At 58.4% G+C, this 14,812-nt stretch carries 12 protein-coding genes; 6 read left to right on the top strand and 6 right to left on the bottom strand.

Translation table 11 applies throughout. From position 1 onward, the window contains the following. The first annotated feature begins 3 nt into the window (after window positions 1-3). Together ABRP66_RS04420 and whiA are read left to right on the top strand one after the other, a co-directional pair. Window positions 4-981 carry a gluconeogenesis factor YvcK family protein gene (locus ABRP66_RS04420; protein ID WP_349838382.1) on the top strand — a complete coding sequence of 326 codons (978 nt, stop codon included), beginning with the start codon at window positions 4-6 and terminating at the stop codon, window positions 979-981. A 143-nt stretch (window positions 982-1,124) separates the two neighbouring features. Then, entirely contained in the window at window positions 1,125-2,114 is a 990-nt protein-coding gene (gene whiA / locus ABRP66_RS04415) for a DNA-binding protein WhiA (RefSeq protein ID WP_284769763.1), read from the top strand. Between the two features lie 127 nt (window positions 2,115-2,241). Here the strand turns inward: whiA and ABRP66_RS04410 are convergent, their stop codons facing one another. Then, window positions 2,242-3,888 carry an L-lactate permease gene (locus tag ABRP66_RS04410; RefSeq protein ID WP_284849924.1) on the bottom strand — a complete coding sequence of 549 codons (1,647 nt, stop codon included), beginning with the start codon at window positions 3,886-3,888 and terminating at the stop codon, window positions 2,242-2,244. Between the two features lie 546 nt (window positions 3,889-4,434). On the opposite strand from ABRP66_RS04410, the gene gap reads away from it, so the two are divergent. The 4 genes from gap to secG all read left to right on the top strand — a co-directional run bounded on the left by gap (window position 4,435) and on the right by secG (window position 8,052). Further along, on the top strand, window positions 4,435-5,442 hold the full coding sequence (gene gap, locus ABRP66_RS04405) for a type I glyceraldehyde-3-phosphate dehydrogenase (protein ID WP_284851681.1): 1,008 nt from the start codon (window positions 4,435-4,437) through the stop codon (window positions 5,440-5,442). A gap of 128 nt (window positions 5,443-5,570) precedes the next feature. Next, the gene (locus ABRP66_RS04400; protein WP_349838381.1) at window positions 5,571-6,788 is read left to right on the top strand and encodes a phosphoglycerate kinase; all 1,218 of its coding nucleotides are present in this window, start codon (window positions 5,571-5,573) and stop codon (window positions 6,786-6,788) included. Between the two features lie 45 nt (window positions 6,789-6,833). After that, window positions 6,834-7,616 carry a triose-phosphate isomerase gene (gene tpiA / locus ABRP66_RS04395; RefSeq protein ID WP_349838380.1) on the top strand — a complete coding sequence of 261 codons (783 nt, stop codon included), beginning with the start codon at window positions 6,834-6,836 and terminating at the stop codon, window positions 7,614-7,616. Window positions 7,617-7,815: 199 nt separating this feature from the next. Then, complete coding sequence (secG, locus tag ABRP66_RS04390; RefSeq protein WP_284769768.1) at window positions 7,816-8,052, top strand: preprotein translocase subunit SecG; 237 nt, start codon at window positions 7,816-7,818, stop codon at window positions 8,050-8,052. Between the two features lie 110 nt (window positions 8,053-8,162). Here the strand turns inward: secG and pgl are convergent, their stop codons facing one another. The 5 genes from pgl to tkt all read right to left on the bottom strand — a co-directional run bounded on the left by pgl (window position 8,163) and on the right by tkt (window position 14,743). Continuing rightward, the gene (pgl, locus tag ABRP66_RS04385) at window positions 8,163-8,924 is read right to left on the bottom strand and encodes a 6-phosphogluconolactonase (protein WP_284852056.1); all 762 of its coding nucleotides are present in this window, start codon (window positions 8,922-8,924) and stop codon (window positions 8,163-8,165) included. 47 nt (window positions 8,925-8,971) lie between these two features. Beyond that, a complete protein-coding gene (locus ABRP66_RS04380; protein WP_284784115.1) occupies window positions 8,972-9,907 on the bottom strand; it encodes a glucose-6-phosphate dehydrogenase assembly protein OpcA in 936 nt (311 codons plus the stop codon). 14 nt (window positions 9,908-9,921) lie between these two features. Next, on the bottom strand, window positions 9,922-11,454 hold the full coding sequence (gene zwf / locus ABRP66_RS04375) for a glucose-6-phosphate dehydrogenase (protein WP_284784114.1): 1,533 nt from the start codon (window positions 11,452-11,454) through the stop codon (window positions 9,922-9,924). A gap of 99 nt (window positions 11,455-11,553) precedes the next feature. Next, on the bottom strand, window positions 11,554-12,639 hold the full coding sequence (gene tal, locus ABRP66_RS04370) for a transaldolase (RefSeq protein WP_284852057.1): 1,086 nt from the start codon (window positions 12,637-12,639) through the stop codon (window positions 11,554-11,556). Window positions 12,640-12,670: 31 nt separating this feature from the next. Further along, window positions 12,671-14,743 (bottom strand): transketolase, encoded by a 2,073-nt coding sequence (tkt, locus tag ABRP66_RS04365; RefSeq protein ID WP_284852064.1) that lies wholly within the window; start codon window positions 14,741-14,743, stop codon window positions 12,671-12,673. Between the last annotated feature and the right edge of the window lie 69 nt (window positions 14,744-14,812).

Below are 14,812 nucleotides of genomic sequence, written 5' to 3'. Positions count from 1 at the left end.
TGTATGAAACACCCTTCTCATATGGTCTGCCTTGGCGGCGGCCATGGTCTTTATCAAACGCTTTTATCCGCCAGGCGCAGCAATGCAGCGGATATTTCTGCCATCGTGACGGTCGCCGATGATGGCGGATCCTCGGGGCGCCTGCGCCGAGAATTGGAAATCATTCCGCCTGGTGACCTGCGCATGGCGTTGGCCGCGCTAGCCGATGACAATCGCGTAGGCGAGCTGTGGGGCAAGACCCTCCAGCATCGCTTCGGCGGCAATGGCGCCATGGCGGGCCACGCCGTGGGCAACCTCATGATCGCGGGTTTGACCGGGGTTTTGGGCGATTACCAGGCCGCCTTGGACGCGGTAGCAGAGCTAACGCACTCGCACGGGCGGGTCATCCCCGTAGTCCCGCATCCCTTAGAGATTGAGGCTGATGTCTCAGGGCTTGACGATGACCCCCGGGTCATGCGCCAGGTCCGCGGCCAGGTCGCAGTGGCATCGACGCCGGGGCATGTGCGGCGCGTGCGCATCTTGCCTGAAGCCCCGGAAGCCAATCCCGCCGCGCTGGAGGCTATTAGGCAGGCAGATCTTATTACCATCGGTCCAGGATCCTGGTTTAGTTCGGTATTACCGCATACCTTGGTACCAGAAATCGTCCAGGCTATTTCTGAGTCCGATGCTTTGCGCGTCGTGATGCTCAACCTGTCAGCCGAACCGGGAGAAACCCAAGGCTTTTCCGCGGAGCGCCACGTGCACGTGCTGGCTCGTCACGCCCCAGATCTACGCATCGACCGCATCGTCCTAGATGCGGCAGCACTGCCAAATGAGAGCGAACGGGTATATGTACAGCGCGCTGCGCAAGCCTTGGGCGCACGCGCGGTATTTGCAGATGTCAGTATCCAAGATGACAATGGACAGCGATTGATGAAACACGATCCAGACAAACTTTCTTCTGTCATCGTGGATCTTTATAACGAGTACCGGCGGGCCTAGCTAAGTTCAGGCCAGCCAGTCCTCAGGGCGCGGGACACGGTAAAATGAGAAAATTCCGTTTCCCACGCAGTAGTTGGTGTGCGTGGGACCGTGCATTGCACAAGCGTCATTCGTGACTGTGACAGAGAAATGGGGCGAACTAGGTGACCACACCGTTGACCGAACAGGTCAAAGAAGAACTAGCGGCGGTTGGCGTGACACGTCAGTCCGCGCGCGCTGCGGAGCTCGCATCGATCCTGCGCTTTGCCGGAGAAGTAGATGTCTCTGGTGAGAGCATGGCCTATGAGCTGGAGCTTGATAACCAGGCTATTGCGCAGCGCATCCTCGTGGCTTTAGACGAGCTCTACGGGATCGAAGCGGAAAGCCACGTTGTCGGCCCTGCGGGGACGGTGAAGAAATCGCGCGTCATCGTGCGCATCACTAAAGGGGCAAAGGAGCTTACCCGCCGCCTAGGCCTGATTACCCGCTCCGGTCACGCCGTGGTGGGGCTTCCGCCGCAGGTCATTTCCGGCACCGTGGCTGATAGCGAGGCGGCGTGGCGCGGTGCCTTCCTTGCGCACGGTAGCCTGACGGAACCCGGGCGTTCTTCAGCATTGGAAGTCAGCTGCCCCTGCCAGGAGGCCGCGTTGGCACTCGTGGGATGCGCACGGCGCCTGGGAATTTCCGCAAAGACTAAAGAGACCCGCGGCGAAGATCGCGTGGTCGTCCGCGACGGCGATGCCATTGGCGCGTTGCTTACCCGCATGGGCGCGCAAGTGACCCGCCTGTCTTGGGAAAAGAAGCGGGTAAAGCGCGAAGCGCACGATACATCGCGCCGGTTGGATAATTTTGATGATGCCAACCTGCGCCGCTCGGCACGGGCCGCCGTCACCGCCGCGGCGCGCGTAGATAGGGCGATGGAAATTTTGGGGGATGACGTTCCTGAGCACCTAGCCGATGCCGGCCGCTTGCGCGTGCAGCACCGCGAGGCCTCGTTGGAGGAGCTCGGCAGGCTGGCGGATCCGCCTATGACCAAAGATGCGGTGGCAGGGCGCATTCGGCGCTTATTATCCATGGCGGATAAGCGGGCCGAAGAACTGGACATCCCCGATACTAATGAGTCCATCTCAGATGATCTTTTTGGTGACTCTTAGTCGCGGGGCACGATTGGCTCTGGAACTTTGAACCACGAAAGGCGGGAAGGAAAGCATTGAGGTGCTTTCCCTCCCGCCTTGTGTTGTGCCTCGGCTGAGGCGCTTATAGCCAGTGGTGGCTTGCGTTTTATGGGACCAAGAAGCCCAGGACGTTGGTCATCAAGAAGACGATGACACAGACAACGGCCAAGAACGCGATGGAGTAGCCCACTACGTTTTTCAGGATGACAGATTCCTTGCCTTCCATGGATACGGCGGTTGCCGCAATGGCCAGGGACTGCGGCGAAATCATCTTACCCACAACACCACCGGCGGTATTGGCAGCCAGCATGAGGTCAGGGTTGACGCCAATGCGGTCAGCGGCCGCAACCTGCAGGTTGCCAAAGAGCGCGTTTGCGGAGGTATCGGAGCCGGTCACCGCGGTACCAATCCAGCCCAGCACGGGTGCGAATAGCGCGAAGATGGAACCGGCGGAGGATACGAATTCACCGATAGCAATGGTCTGGCCCGAATAGTTCATCGTGTAGGCCAAAGCGAGGACCAAAACGATGGTTAGCCCAGAGAACTTCATGCGGTTGGCAACCTCACCGAAGGCCTGCACGGGTTGGGCGAAGCTGAGCTTGTAGCGGCCGTTTTCGTTCCAGAAGTGGTAAACGATGGCCACAATAATGCCGGAGAGCAAGAGCAAGGTACCTGGGTTGCCAAAGACATTGAAGCTAAAGCTGGTGTCCATGGCCTCACCGTTAGTGCCGATGACGGTGCCATCAAGCAGCGGCCATGCGAACTTCAGCTTCCAGAAGCCGAAGATTGCTGGTGCTGCGGTAGCAACGGCAAATACTGCGGTAACGACGGCGTAGGGCAGCAGCGCCATCCAGATGCGGCGGCCATTGAGGTCGGTCGTGGTTTCTGCAGCGGGCAGCTCCATGCGCTCGCGTAGCTGGGTGACACCCCGTGGCTTCCATACGCGGAGGAAGATGAAGGCAGCACCCAGGGACACGATGCAGGCAATAACATTGGTGAGCTGGTAGGCGAAGAAGGTGGCGGTAAGCCACTGCGCGCCGGCAAAGGAAATACCGATGACTGCGGCGGCGGGCGCTGTTTCTTTCACACCGCGCATGCCGTCCAGGATGAATGCGATGAGGAACGGAACAATCGCGGCAATGACCAAGACCTGCAGGGCAATAAGGCCGGCGATATCTTGGGTTTGCTCAGCGGTACGCCCGCCGACCTCACCGGCGGTGGTGACCGGAATCCCAACCGCACCGAATGCGACTGGAGCGGTATTCGCAATAAGGACCACCGTTGCAGCGCGCAGCGGTTTGACGCCGAGCGCCATAATCATCGTGGCGGTAATGGCAACGGGGGCACCGAAACCCGCAAGGGCTTCAAGGAGGCCACCGAAGCAGAACGCGATGAGCATCGACTGGATGCGGATATCGCCATCGCCTAAGAGATCGAAGGTCTTACGTAGATCTTCGAAGCGGCCTGAGGCGACCGTAATTTCGTAGAACCAAATCGCTGTAATAATGACCCAGACGATGGGCAGTAGGCCGAAGAGCCCACCGCGGACCGCGGAGGACAGTGCCATATCCACGGGCATCGCAAAGGCAACTATGGCTAGGATGATGGAGGTCGCAAGGGCGACGGCTCCCGAAGTATGTGCGCGGGCTTTAAAGCCCATCAACATAATGAAAAAGGCTACGAGGGGGAGAATCGCCACGAGCGCGGTGAGCCCAAGACTGTCTCCCACAACAGAGGTGTTTATCTCAAACATTGAGTATCCTCGATTCTAACGGGGGTACTATCGCAGGCGCATTCGGTCTGCGAGGGATGTAAATTTATTGCCCACGCGTTTCAGGCGAGAGATTAGCGCCCAGCGAATGCCCGAGTGCTACCTGGAACACAGTGAGTTAGCGCAAGCATATCGCGTCATAAACGCTGAGGTGTGATTTGGGTTAAGTTAATTTATACCACTGTGTCTTTGGAGGACTGGTGTGCGGTGAAGTAGGGGAACGCCCACGTGTAGTGATATATCACACATTAACGGTGTAAAGTCCACAAGAACCAACTTAAACGGGCTTAAACAGCCTGAATATTCGGAAAAACAAAAATACTCGGGAAGATTGTACGCCTAGATCGGAAAACTTTCAGATCCTGCGTTGTCAGGCTTGCAGCCCACTGCACGCGCTATAAAGGCTCTGTAGTATTGCGGTTGTTGGGCAAAGCCTCGGGCACCTTACTCACCCAGAGCAGTAAAGTACTCGAAGGACCCGCGGTAGGCCCATAGAAATAATTACTCGACTCTTTGAGGAGATTTACAGTGACTACCCGCGTAGGCATTAACGGCTTTGGTCGCATTGGTCGTAACTTCTTCCACGCAGTTAACCGGACCGACAACGACCTTGAGATCGTTGCCGTCAACGACCTGACCGATAACCAAACTCTCTCTAACCTGTTGAAGTACGACTCCGTACTGGGTCGCTTCGACGGCGAGATTACCTATGACGATGACTCCATCACCGTCAATGGCAACCGCATCCAGGTCTTCAACGAGAAGGACCCGAAGAACCTGAAGTGGGGCGAGCTGGACGTGGACCTCGTTATCGAGTCCACCGGCCTGTTCACCAACGGTAACGACGCAAAGGCTCACATTGAGGCCGGCGCCAAGAAGGTCATCATTTCCGCCCCTGGTAAGGAAGTTGACGCAACCTTCGTCTACGGTGTTAACTCCGATACCTACGACCCAGCTAACCACAACGTTATTTCCGCAGCTTCCTGCACCACCAACTGCCTGGCCCCTATGGCCAAGGTCTTGAATGACAAGTTCGGTGTGGAAAAGGGCCTGATGACCACTGTTCACGCTTATACCGGTGACCAGCGTCTGCAGGACGCTCCTCACAAGGACCTGCGTCGCGCCCGCGCCGCAGCCGTCAACTTGGTGCCTACCTCCACCGGTGCAGCAAAGGCCGTGTCCTTGGTCCTGCCTGAGCTGGAAGGCAAGCTGGACGGTTACGCAATGCGCGTTCCGGTCATCACCGGTTCCGCAACTGACCTGACCTTCACCGCTTCCCGCGACGTCACCGTTGAGGAAATCAACGCGGCACTGAAGGAGGCAGCTGAAGGCGAGCTGAAGGACACCCTCGCATACACCGAGGATCCCCTGGTTTCCACCGACATCGTGACCTCCCCGCACGGCTGCATCTTCGACGCCGGTATGACCAAGGTATCCAACGGCAACCTGGTCAAGGTGCTGGGTTGGTACGACAACGAGTGGGGCTACACCTCCCAGCTCGTCCGCATGACCAACCTGGTTGCAGAAAAGCTCTAAAGTTCTAATATAGAGCACCCCTTAATGCGATACCGGCCACAACGAACGCCCTGACGGCACGACGTTGTGGCCGGTATCATTTTATGTAGCAACCTAAACTGCAGAATCCACTATAAAAGGAGTAACACATGGCTTTTAAGACCCTAGATAACCTGCTAGAAGAAGGCGTAGAGGACCGCCACATTCTGGTTCGTTCTGACTTCAACGTGCCGCTGGATGATGACGGAAATATCACCGACCCCGGCCGCATCACCGCATCTCTTCCCACGATTAAGGCTCTTGTCGATGGCGGCGCGAAGGTCATCCTTTCCGCCCACCTCGGCCGCCCCAAGGGTGAGGTAAATTCCAAGTACTCCCTGGCTCCTGTCGCAGAAGCATTGTCCGAGGCCCTAGATCAGTACGTTGCCTTGGCCAACGACGTCACCGGGGAAGACGCTCACGAGCGCGCAAACGGGCTAAACAGCGGCGATGTCATGCTGGTGGAAAATGTCCGCTTCGATCCTCGCGAGACCTCTAAGGATGAGGCAGAGCGCGGCGAATTCGCCGACGAGCTCGTCGCCCTGGCTGCTGATAATGGCGCATTCGTCTCTGATGGCTTCGGCGTTGTGCACCGCGCGCAGACCTCGGTATATGACGTCGCCAAGCGCCTGCCCGCCTACGCCGGCAAGCTGGTGGAAAAAGAATTGGACGTATTGTCCACCGTGGCAAAGGATCCGGCGCACCCATACGTCGTTGTACTGGGTGGCGCAAAGGTCTCTGACAAGCTTGGCGTTATCGAAGCACTTGCTGGAAAGGCCGATAAGATCATCATCGGCGGCGGCATGTGCTACACCCTGCTGGCAGCCAAGGGCTACAACGTTCAGGAGTCCTTGCTGCAAGAGGACCAGATCGAAAACTGCAAGAGCCTGCTGGAGCGCTTCGGCGACAAGATCGTCCTTCCCGTTGATCTCACCGCCGCCAGCGAGTTCGCCGCCGATGCTGAGACCAAGGTCGTTGAGCTCGATGGCATTCCTGAGGGCTGGATGTCCCTGGACATCGGACCGAAGTCTGTCGAGAAATTTGCCGACGTACTGGCAGACTCCAAGACCGTATTCTGGAACGGCCCCATGGGCGTATTCGAAATGGAAGCCTTCTCCAAGGGCACCGCTGGAGTAGCGCAGGCGATTATCGATGCCACCTCCTCTAACGGTTCCTTCTCTGTCGTCGGCGGCGGCGACTCCGCAGCTTCTGTGCGCACCCTGGGCCTCGATGAGGATGGCTTTAGCCACATCTCCACCGGCGGCGGCGCGTCCCTCGAGTACCTCGAGGGCAAGGAGCTGCCGGGCGTTTCCGTGCTCGAAGCATAAACCGCCTAAACAGCTAAATACAGGCGTATAAAGAAAGGACTAATTATGGCACGTACACCACTTATTGCTGGCAACTGGAAGATGAACCTCGATCACATTGAGGCCATCGGCTCCGTTCAAAAGTTCGCATTCTCCCTGCCGGAGGATTACTACGATAAGGTAGATGTAGCCTACATGGTTCCATTTACCGATATCCGCACGATTCAGACGCTCGTTGAGGGCGATAAGCTGAAGATCACCTACGGTGCGCAGGACATCTCCAAGCACGAGTCTGGTGCCTACACCGGCGAGGTATCCGGCCAGATGCTGAACAAACTGGGATGCAGCTGGGCAGTCGTTGGCCACTCCGAGCGCCGCGAATACCACGGCGAAACCGACCAGCTGGTCGCTGAAAAGGCCACAGCGGCCTTGGAAAATGGCATCAGCCCCATCGTCTGCGTGGGCGAGCCGCTCGACGTGCGCGAGGCCGGCACCCACGTTGACTACGTGGTGAACCAAACCCGCGATTCCCTGCAGGGACTTAGCGCCGAGCAGGTATCCAAGACGGTTATCGCCTACGAACCCGTGTGGGCCATCGGCACCGGCAAGGTTGCCTCCGCGGATGACGCGCAGGAAGTGTGCGCCGCCATCCGTGGCTTGGTCAAGGAACTCGCGGGCGACGAGGTTGCCGAAGGTATTCGCATCCTGTACGGCGGTTCCGTAAAGGTTGACTCCGTTGCGGATATCGTCAGCAAGCCGGACGTAGACGGCGGCCTCATCGGTGGTGCTTCCTTGGTAGGAGAGGACTTCGCCAAGCTAGCCGCCAATGCAGCTAATGCCGTTAGTTAACATGCGTTAACAACCATCACAAGGTGACTGGTATGCCGCGGGGTTGGGGTGAGCCCCGCCCGCGGCATGGTGTACAGTAGGCCCTTGTGATTGCTTTGCGTAGGCAAAGCAGGTAAGTACTTCGCGCCGGTGGCAAGCGTGACTTTCGGTAGTACATCGAAGGTGCCACTGGGCGCACGTTGAGAAAAGGAAGAACCTCATGGTCTTAGCACTGGAAATCATTTTGCTAATTTCAGCTATTTTGATGTCCATCTTTGTGCTTTTACACAAGGGCAAAGGCGGCGGCCTGTCTAGCCTTTTCGGCGGCGGTGTGCAATCGAACCTGTCCGGTTCGACCGTGGTGGAAAAGAATTTGGACCGCTATACCATCGTCATGGTGATTATCTGGTTGGCCTGCATCGTTGGCCTAAACCTCATCCAGGCCTTCGCGGCCTAGGACCCGGCCAAACAACAGCGCCGGTACTTCATCCCGTATCCTTTTGCAGAGAAAGGGTGGGGCTGAGGTACCGGCGCTTTGTGCGTTAAGCAGGAAGGGCGGCGATGTTTTTAAAGTTCCTGCGCGGCATCGTCAGCAAGGAAGAGGATCGTCTCCTTCGTCCCTTGCGCACCGGCCGCTGGGCACTCCTCAGCGTTGACGCCGTCAACGATGCTCTTCGCAGCAGCGGCCTTTTCCTCCCCGGCAACCAAGAGCCAGACGCGCTCGGACCTATTAACCGCCGGCAACGTGAGGGTAATGCGCTCGCTGGGTGGCTTGGGCGAATCGTGTACCGGTACCGCGAGTTCTTCCTGCTCACGGATGGCAGGAGAGTGGGGGAACAGGGAGTTAATGTGGCCTTCTGCGCCCATGCCCAAAAGGTGTAGATCGAAGCCTAAAGGCGCGAAGTCTTTCAGCTCCGGCTCGTATGCATTGGCGGCAGCCTCCATGGAGACCGCACCGAGGTCGAATCCGTGGATATTCTGATCTGGAATATCGACGTGATCGAGCAGCGCGGAACGCGCTTGACCTTCGTTGGAATCTGGGTCGCTGACCGGAACATTGCGCTCATCGCCAAAGAAGATGTGCACGCGGGACCAATCGATACGCAGGGCAGGGTAGTTTTCACCTTGCTGTTGGGCGGAAAAGTCAAGGCGCGCAAGCTCGTGCAGCAGTCCGATTCCTGCGCCCCCACCCGTTAGTACGATTCTTGCTACGCCGTCACCATGGATGCCACCGTTGCCAGCCTGAATTCCGGCGATGGTCTCAATAAATTTGAGTGCGGCTTGGGAAATAAGGTCATCTACATCGCTGACGCGGTGAAGCGTTACCATTCGGTATCAGAATCCTTTGCAAAGAATCGGTATAAACAAGTGCGCTGTTAAAGCTTACTGTAGTCTACTTCTCCCAGAGCACGTAGTGCCTGGGCATAAGTTTTATCGGCATCGAGGTGGCGCAATTCCTCAGAGAGGATTTCGGTTTGCGTGCGCGGGCTCAAACTGACTAGCGAGTCTGGGGTACCCGGTACGCGCACTCGCACAGTGCGCTCATCGACGACATCCACATCCACGTGGGTCGATTCCCGGTTAAAGCGCAGGTGGGTAACCGGGAAATAGTCATTATTTGCTTCCTCGGCCGTGCGCTGTACTGGGACGCTGAGGCGGTCAAGCAACCAACCCGCCGCGAAGTTAGGCGCCGGATGCCCGGCAGGGCCGGCGACCTCTACCGATAGCACCTTTTCATGGGGATGGTGATCGAGCGCCGATGCGACGACCCCGCGCCACAGCGTGATGGAGGCCCAGGACATATCGGAATCGCCGGGGGAGTAGCCATCAGAAAGCGCGCGCAGATCCTGCTCGCCCACGGTACCTTTATGGGCCACATTGGTGATGCGGCGCTGGGCCAATTTGCCCACGGGGCTTTTTGACGGCACCTGGGGGCACACGTTGGGCCACCATGCGACCAGTGGGGTATCCGGCAGCAAGAGCGGGGTGAGCACGGACTCGGCTTGATCCGCGAGTGCCCCGTGCAATTGCATGACGACGGTCTCGGAGGCACCGGCTTCGCCACCGACGCGGAGCTGGGCATCGAGCTGGGTATCAGAATTCGGGTCACCGGGGACCACGACGAGCACGCGGGAGGGGTGCTCATGAGAGGCATCGCGCACAGAGGCAAGAATTTGTTCCAGATCGTCGCCTTCTTGTGCCTCCACGATTAAGGTGAGCACGCGGCCCGTGGTGCGGGTGTAGTGCTCCTGGGCATCGACAAGCTTCTTGGCAATTTCACCAGTGGTGGTATTAGGCAATGGAATAATCATTGACTACATCCCTTCTACGGGCGGCGCCAGGAGTGACCCCGGCGGCGCAGCATCTTATCGGCTGAGGTGGGCCCCCATGTGCCCGCCTTATAATCTTCGGGCTCACCATGCTTGGACCAGTAATCGATGATCGGATCCAAAATCGACCACGATAGTTCGACTTCTTCATTGGTGGGGAACAGGGATGATTCATCGAGGAGGGCATCCAAGATGAGGCGCTCATAGGCCTCGGGGGATTCCTCGGTGAATGCCTCGGCATAGGCAAAGTCCATGTTCACATCGCGCACCTCCATGGTGGAGCCTGGCACCTTTGAGCCAAAGCGCATGGTGACGCCCTCATCTGGTTGAACGCGGATAACCACCGCATTTTGGCCAAGGGCATCGGTTTCGCCATCGACAAAGGGCTGGTTCGGCGCGGCCTTGAAGACCAAGGCAATCTCGGTAACGCGGCGCCCCAGCCGCTTTCCCGTGCGCAGGTAGAACGGCACGCCACCCCAGCGCCGCGAATTGACCTCCAGCGTACATGCCGCGTACGTCTCGGTAGTGGAGGCGGGATCGAAGCCTTCCTCCTCGCGCAAGCCCTTTACGTATTCCGAGCCCTGCCAGCCGGCGGTGTATTGGCCACGAGCGGTGGTTTTATTCAGCGGATGCACTGGCTGCGTGGCACGCAGCACCTTGACCTTTTCGGCGCGCAGCGCCTCCGGCTCGAAGGAAGAGGGCTCCTCCATTGCGACGAGGGCGAGCAGCTGCAGGAGGTGGTTTTGAATAACGTCGCGTGCAGCGCCGATTCCGTCATAATAGCCAGCCCGGCCGCCGAGGCCGATATCTTCGGCCATGGTAATTTGCACGTGGTCGATATAGTGCGCGTTCCACATCGGCTCAAAGATCTGGTTGGCAAACCGCAGCGCCATAATATTTTGCACGGTCTCTTTGCCCAGGTAGTGATCGATGCGGAAGACGGCCGATTCGGGGAAGACCGCGTTGACGATTTCATTGAGTTCGCGCGCGGATTCCTGGTCATGTCCAAAGGGCTTTTCGATGATCACGCGGCGCCACGAATCCTCCATGGAATTGGCCATGCCCACGCGTTCCAATTGGTGGCAGATATCGGAGAAGAACTCTGGCGGCACCGAAAGGTAGTATGCCCAGTTGCTTCCCGTGCCCCGGGCCTTATCCAGCTCGGCCAACCGTGCAGAAAGCCTGTCGAAGCCCTCATCATCAAAGGAGCCTTGCACGAACTCGATTCCTTGGGATAAGTGCTCCCAGACGTCGTGGTTAAAGTCAGTGCGGGCACCGGCTTCTACCGCGCTGCGGAAATAATCGCAGAAGTCCGCGTTATCCCAGTCCCTGCGGCCATAGCCGACGAGCGTGAATCCCGCGGGCAAGAGACCGCGGCTGGCAAGGTCATAGATGGCCGGCAAGAGCTTTTTGAAAGCTAAATCGCCGGTTACACCAAAGATGACCATGCCCGCGGGGCCCGCGATGCGTGGCAATCGTTTATCGGCGGCATTACGCAAGGGATTGACCCAAGCGGCTGAGTCCGTCACGGATTATCCTTCCTGGAGGGAAAAGCTAAGTAGTCTTTCAACTAGTGGCGGCATAATGCCCCGCCGGATTTCCGGCGGGGCTAAGACCACGGTCGTAGTTTACGCGAGTCGCTGTTTGAGGGAATCAAGGAGGTCATTCCACGCGGCGACGAACTTGTCGACGCCTTCGCGCTCAAGGACCACGAAGACATCTTCTAGGTCAATGCCCACCGATTCGAGCTGGGAGAAGACCTTCTCGGCTTCTTCGCCGGCCGTGGACAGGGTGTCGCCGTGGAGGCCACCTTCCTGCAGGACCGCATCAATGGTCTTTTCCGGCATGGTATTGACCGTGTGCGGCCCAGCCAGCTCGGTCACGTACAGCGTTGCTGGGTAATCAGGGTTTTTCACGCCGGTGGAAGCCCACAGTGGTCGCTGTACGGGAGCGCCTTCTGGGAGGTCGTTGTCACCGAGCAATTCTTCTTGGAAGAGGGCGTAGGCACGCTGCGCATTAGCGACACCGGCCTTGCCGCGCAGGGACAGGGCTTCTTCGGAACCGATAGCTTCTAAGCGCTTATCAACTTCCGTATCCAGGCGGGAGACGAAGAAGGATGCGACCGAATGAATCTTGGTGACGTCCTTGCCACCCTCGGCCGCGCGCTTGAGCCCAGCCTGGAATGCGGAGATGACCTCGCGGTAGCGAGACACCGAAAAGATCAAGGTGACATTGACGCTGATTCCATCTGCGAGGGCATCCTCGATTGCGGGAAGGGAGCCCTTGGTAGCAGGAATCTTGATCATCGCGTTCGGGCGATCCACCTGATCCCACAGTTCGCGGGCTTGCTTGAGGGTTGCCGCTGCATCGTCAGAGATGCGCGGATCCACCTCGATGGATACGCGGCCATCCTGGCCATCGCTCTCGGCGTAAATATCGGCGAAAAGGTCACAGGCGTTTTGCACGTCCGTAATGGCCAGGGAGTAGACGGCCTCATCGGCCGAAGCACCCTTCTCCTCCAATGCAGCCAAGTCCGCGTCATAGGCCGTGCCACTAGTCATAGCGGTGGCGAAGATGGCCGGGTTGGTCGTCACACCAACGATGGACTTAGAGGAAATAATCTCTTTCAAGTTTCCGGATTCCAAGCGCTGGCGCGAGAGATCATCGAGCCACGTGGAGGTACCTAATTGGGCAAGTTCAGAAATGTTGTTCATAGTCATTCCTTTAAGCGTCGGTGAGGTGGGCTTAGCGCTGCGTATCGGCGATGCTCTCGCGTGCGGCATCGGCAACCGCAGCAGAGGTGAAGCCAAACTTTTCGAAGAGCTCATCGCCGGGAGCAGAAGCGCCGTAGTGCTCTAGGGAGACGTTGCGGCCGAAAGTACCGGTGTACTTGTGCCACGACATGGCGAGGCCAGCTTCGACGGAAACGCGGGCTTTCACGCTGCTGGGCAGGACCGATTCGCGGTATTCTGCGTCCTGCTCGTCGAACCACTCCAGGCACGGTGCCGATACCACGCGGGCGGCCGTGCCTTCGCTTTCGAGCTGGTTGGCTGCCTCCACCGCGAGCTGTACCTCCGAGCCAGTGGCCAGCAAGATGACATCGGGTTCATCCTTGGAGCCTTCGACCAAGGTGTAGGCACCGCGGCGAACGCCATCGCGTGCCTTTTCCTTGGTGCCGTCCAAGATGGGAAGATTCTGGCGGCTAAGCGCAAGGCCCTTCGGTGCAGCCTTGTATTCCATCGCTGCGGCCCAGGCCTGTGCGGTTTCATTGGCATCGGCAGGGCGGATTACAGACAGGTTCGGAATGGCGCGCAACGCTGACAGGGTTTCTACTGGCTGGTGGGTTGGGCCGTCCTCGCCCAAGCCAATAGAATCGTGCGTCCACACGTAGTAGGTATCGGTAGACATCAGCGAGCCGAGGCGCACGGCAGGGTACTGATACTCGGAGAAGATCAGGAAGGTACCGCCATATACGCGGGTATTTCCGTGGAGAGCGATGCCGTTCATGATGGCGGACATCGCGTGCTCGCGGATGCCAAAGTGGAGGTTGCGGCCATATGGCTGTGCGGACCACTTATTGGTGGTGATGTTTTCAGGACCGAAGGAATCCGCGCCCTTAATCACGGTGTTATTGGAACCCGCCAAGTCGGCCGAGCCGCCCCACATTTCTGGCAAGGCAGCGGCCAGCGCTTGGATGGTCGCTTCGGAGGCTTTACGGGTGGCAATCGCATCACCTGGCTCCCATACAGGCAGCTCGGCGTCGAAGTTTTCTGGCAATTCGCGGGCCGTCACACGGTCAAAGAGCGCCTTATTCTCGGCGTTTTCCGCTGCCCAAGCGTCGAACTTTTCTTGCCACTGCGCGTGCTTTTCGGCACCGCGTTCACCCAGCTTGCGGGTGTGAGCCAAGACCTCTTCATCGATGTGGAAGGTTTTTTCTGGATCGAAGCCGAGCACTTCCTTGGTAGCGGCAACTTCGTCATCGCCAAGCGCGGCGCCGTGCACGCCACCGGTGTTCATCTTGGTGGGGGCAGGGTAACCAATAACCGTCTTAACGCGGATGAAGGAGGGGCGCTCCGTTTCCTGCTGGGCATTGCGCACTGCCTCTTCAATGGCGACGACGTCCTCGCCGGATTCAACAGTCTGGACGTGCCAGCCGTATGCCTCATAGCGCGCGGCGACGTCCTCGTTGAAGGCGATATTGGTGTCATCCTCGATGGAAATGCGGTTATCGTCCCAGAAAACGATCAGGTTGCCTAGCTTCTGGGTGCCCGCCAGGGACGATGCCTCAGCGGTAACGCCTTCCTGCAGGTCGCCATCGGAGGCGATGGTGTAGACGTAGTGGTCAAACGGGGATTGGCCGGCCGGTGTCTCAGGGTCGAAGAGGCCGCGCTCCTTGCGGGCGGCCATGGCCATACCTACAGAGGATGCTAGGCCTTGGCCGAGCGGACCGGTGGTGATCTCCACGCCATCGGTGTGGTGCACCTCAGGGTGGCCAGGGGTAAGGGAGCCCCAGGTGCGTAGCTGCTGGAGATCTTTCATCTCCAAGCCGAAACCACCCAAGAAAAGCTGAATGTACAGGGTCAGGGAAGAGTGTCCGACAGACAGCACGAAGCGGTCGCGGCCCGCCCAATTCACGTCATTGGGGTCGTGATTGAGAACGCGCTGGTAAAGCGTATAGGCGAGGGGAGCCAAGGACATCGCCGTGCCTGGGTGCCCGGAGCCGCAATTCTGGACGGCATCGGCAGCAAGGACGCGCACGGTGTCGACCGCGCGAGTATCGGTCTCTGTCCAGTCGTCCGGATAACGGCGCTCGACCATAGCTTGCAGGTCTGGGGACAAATTATCTTTCGACACGGTATAAGGCCTCGCTTAACTCTAGGCGTTAAT

The organism is Corynebacterium sp. KPL2680, from assembly GCF_040225675.1.
GTDB classification, from domain to species: Bacteria; Actinomycetota; Actinomycetes; order Mycobacteriales; family Mycobacteriaceae; genus Corynebacterium; species Corynebacterium rhinophilum.
Note: the sequence above shows the minus strand (reverse complement) of the source record. Positions and strands in the feature narration are given on the sequence as shown.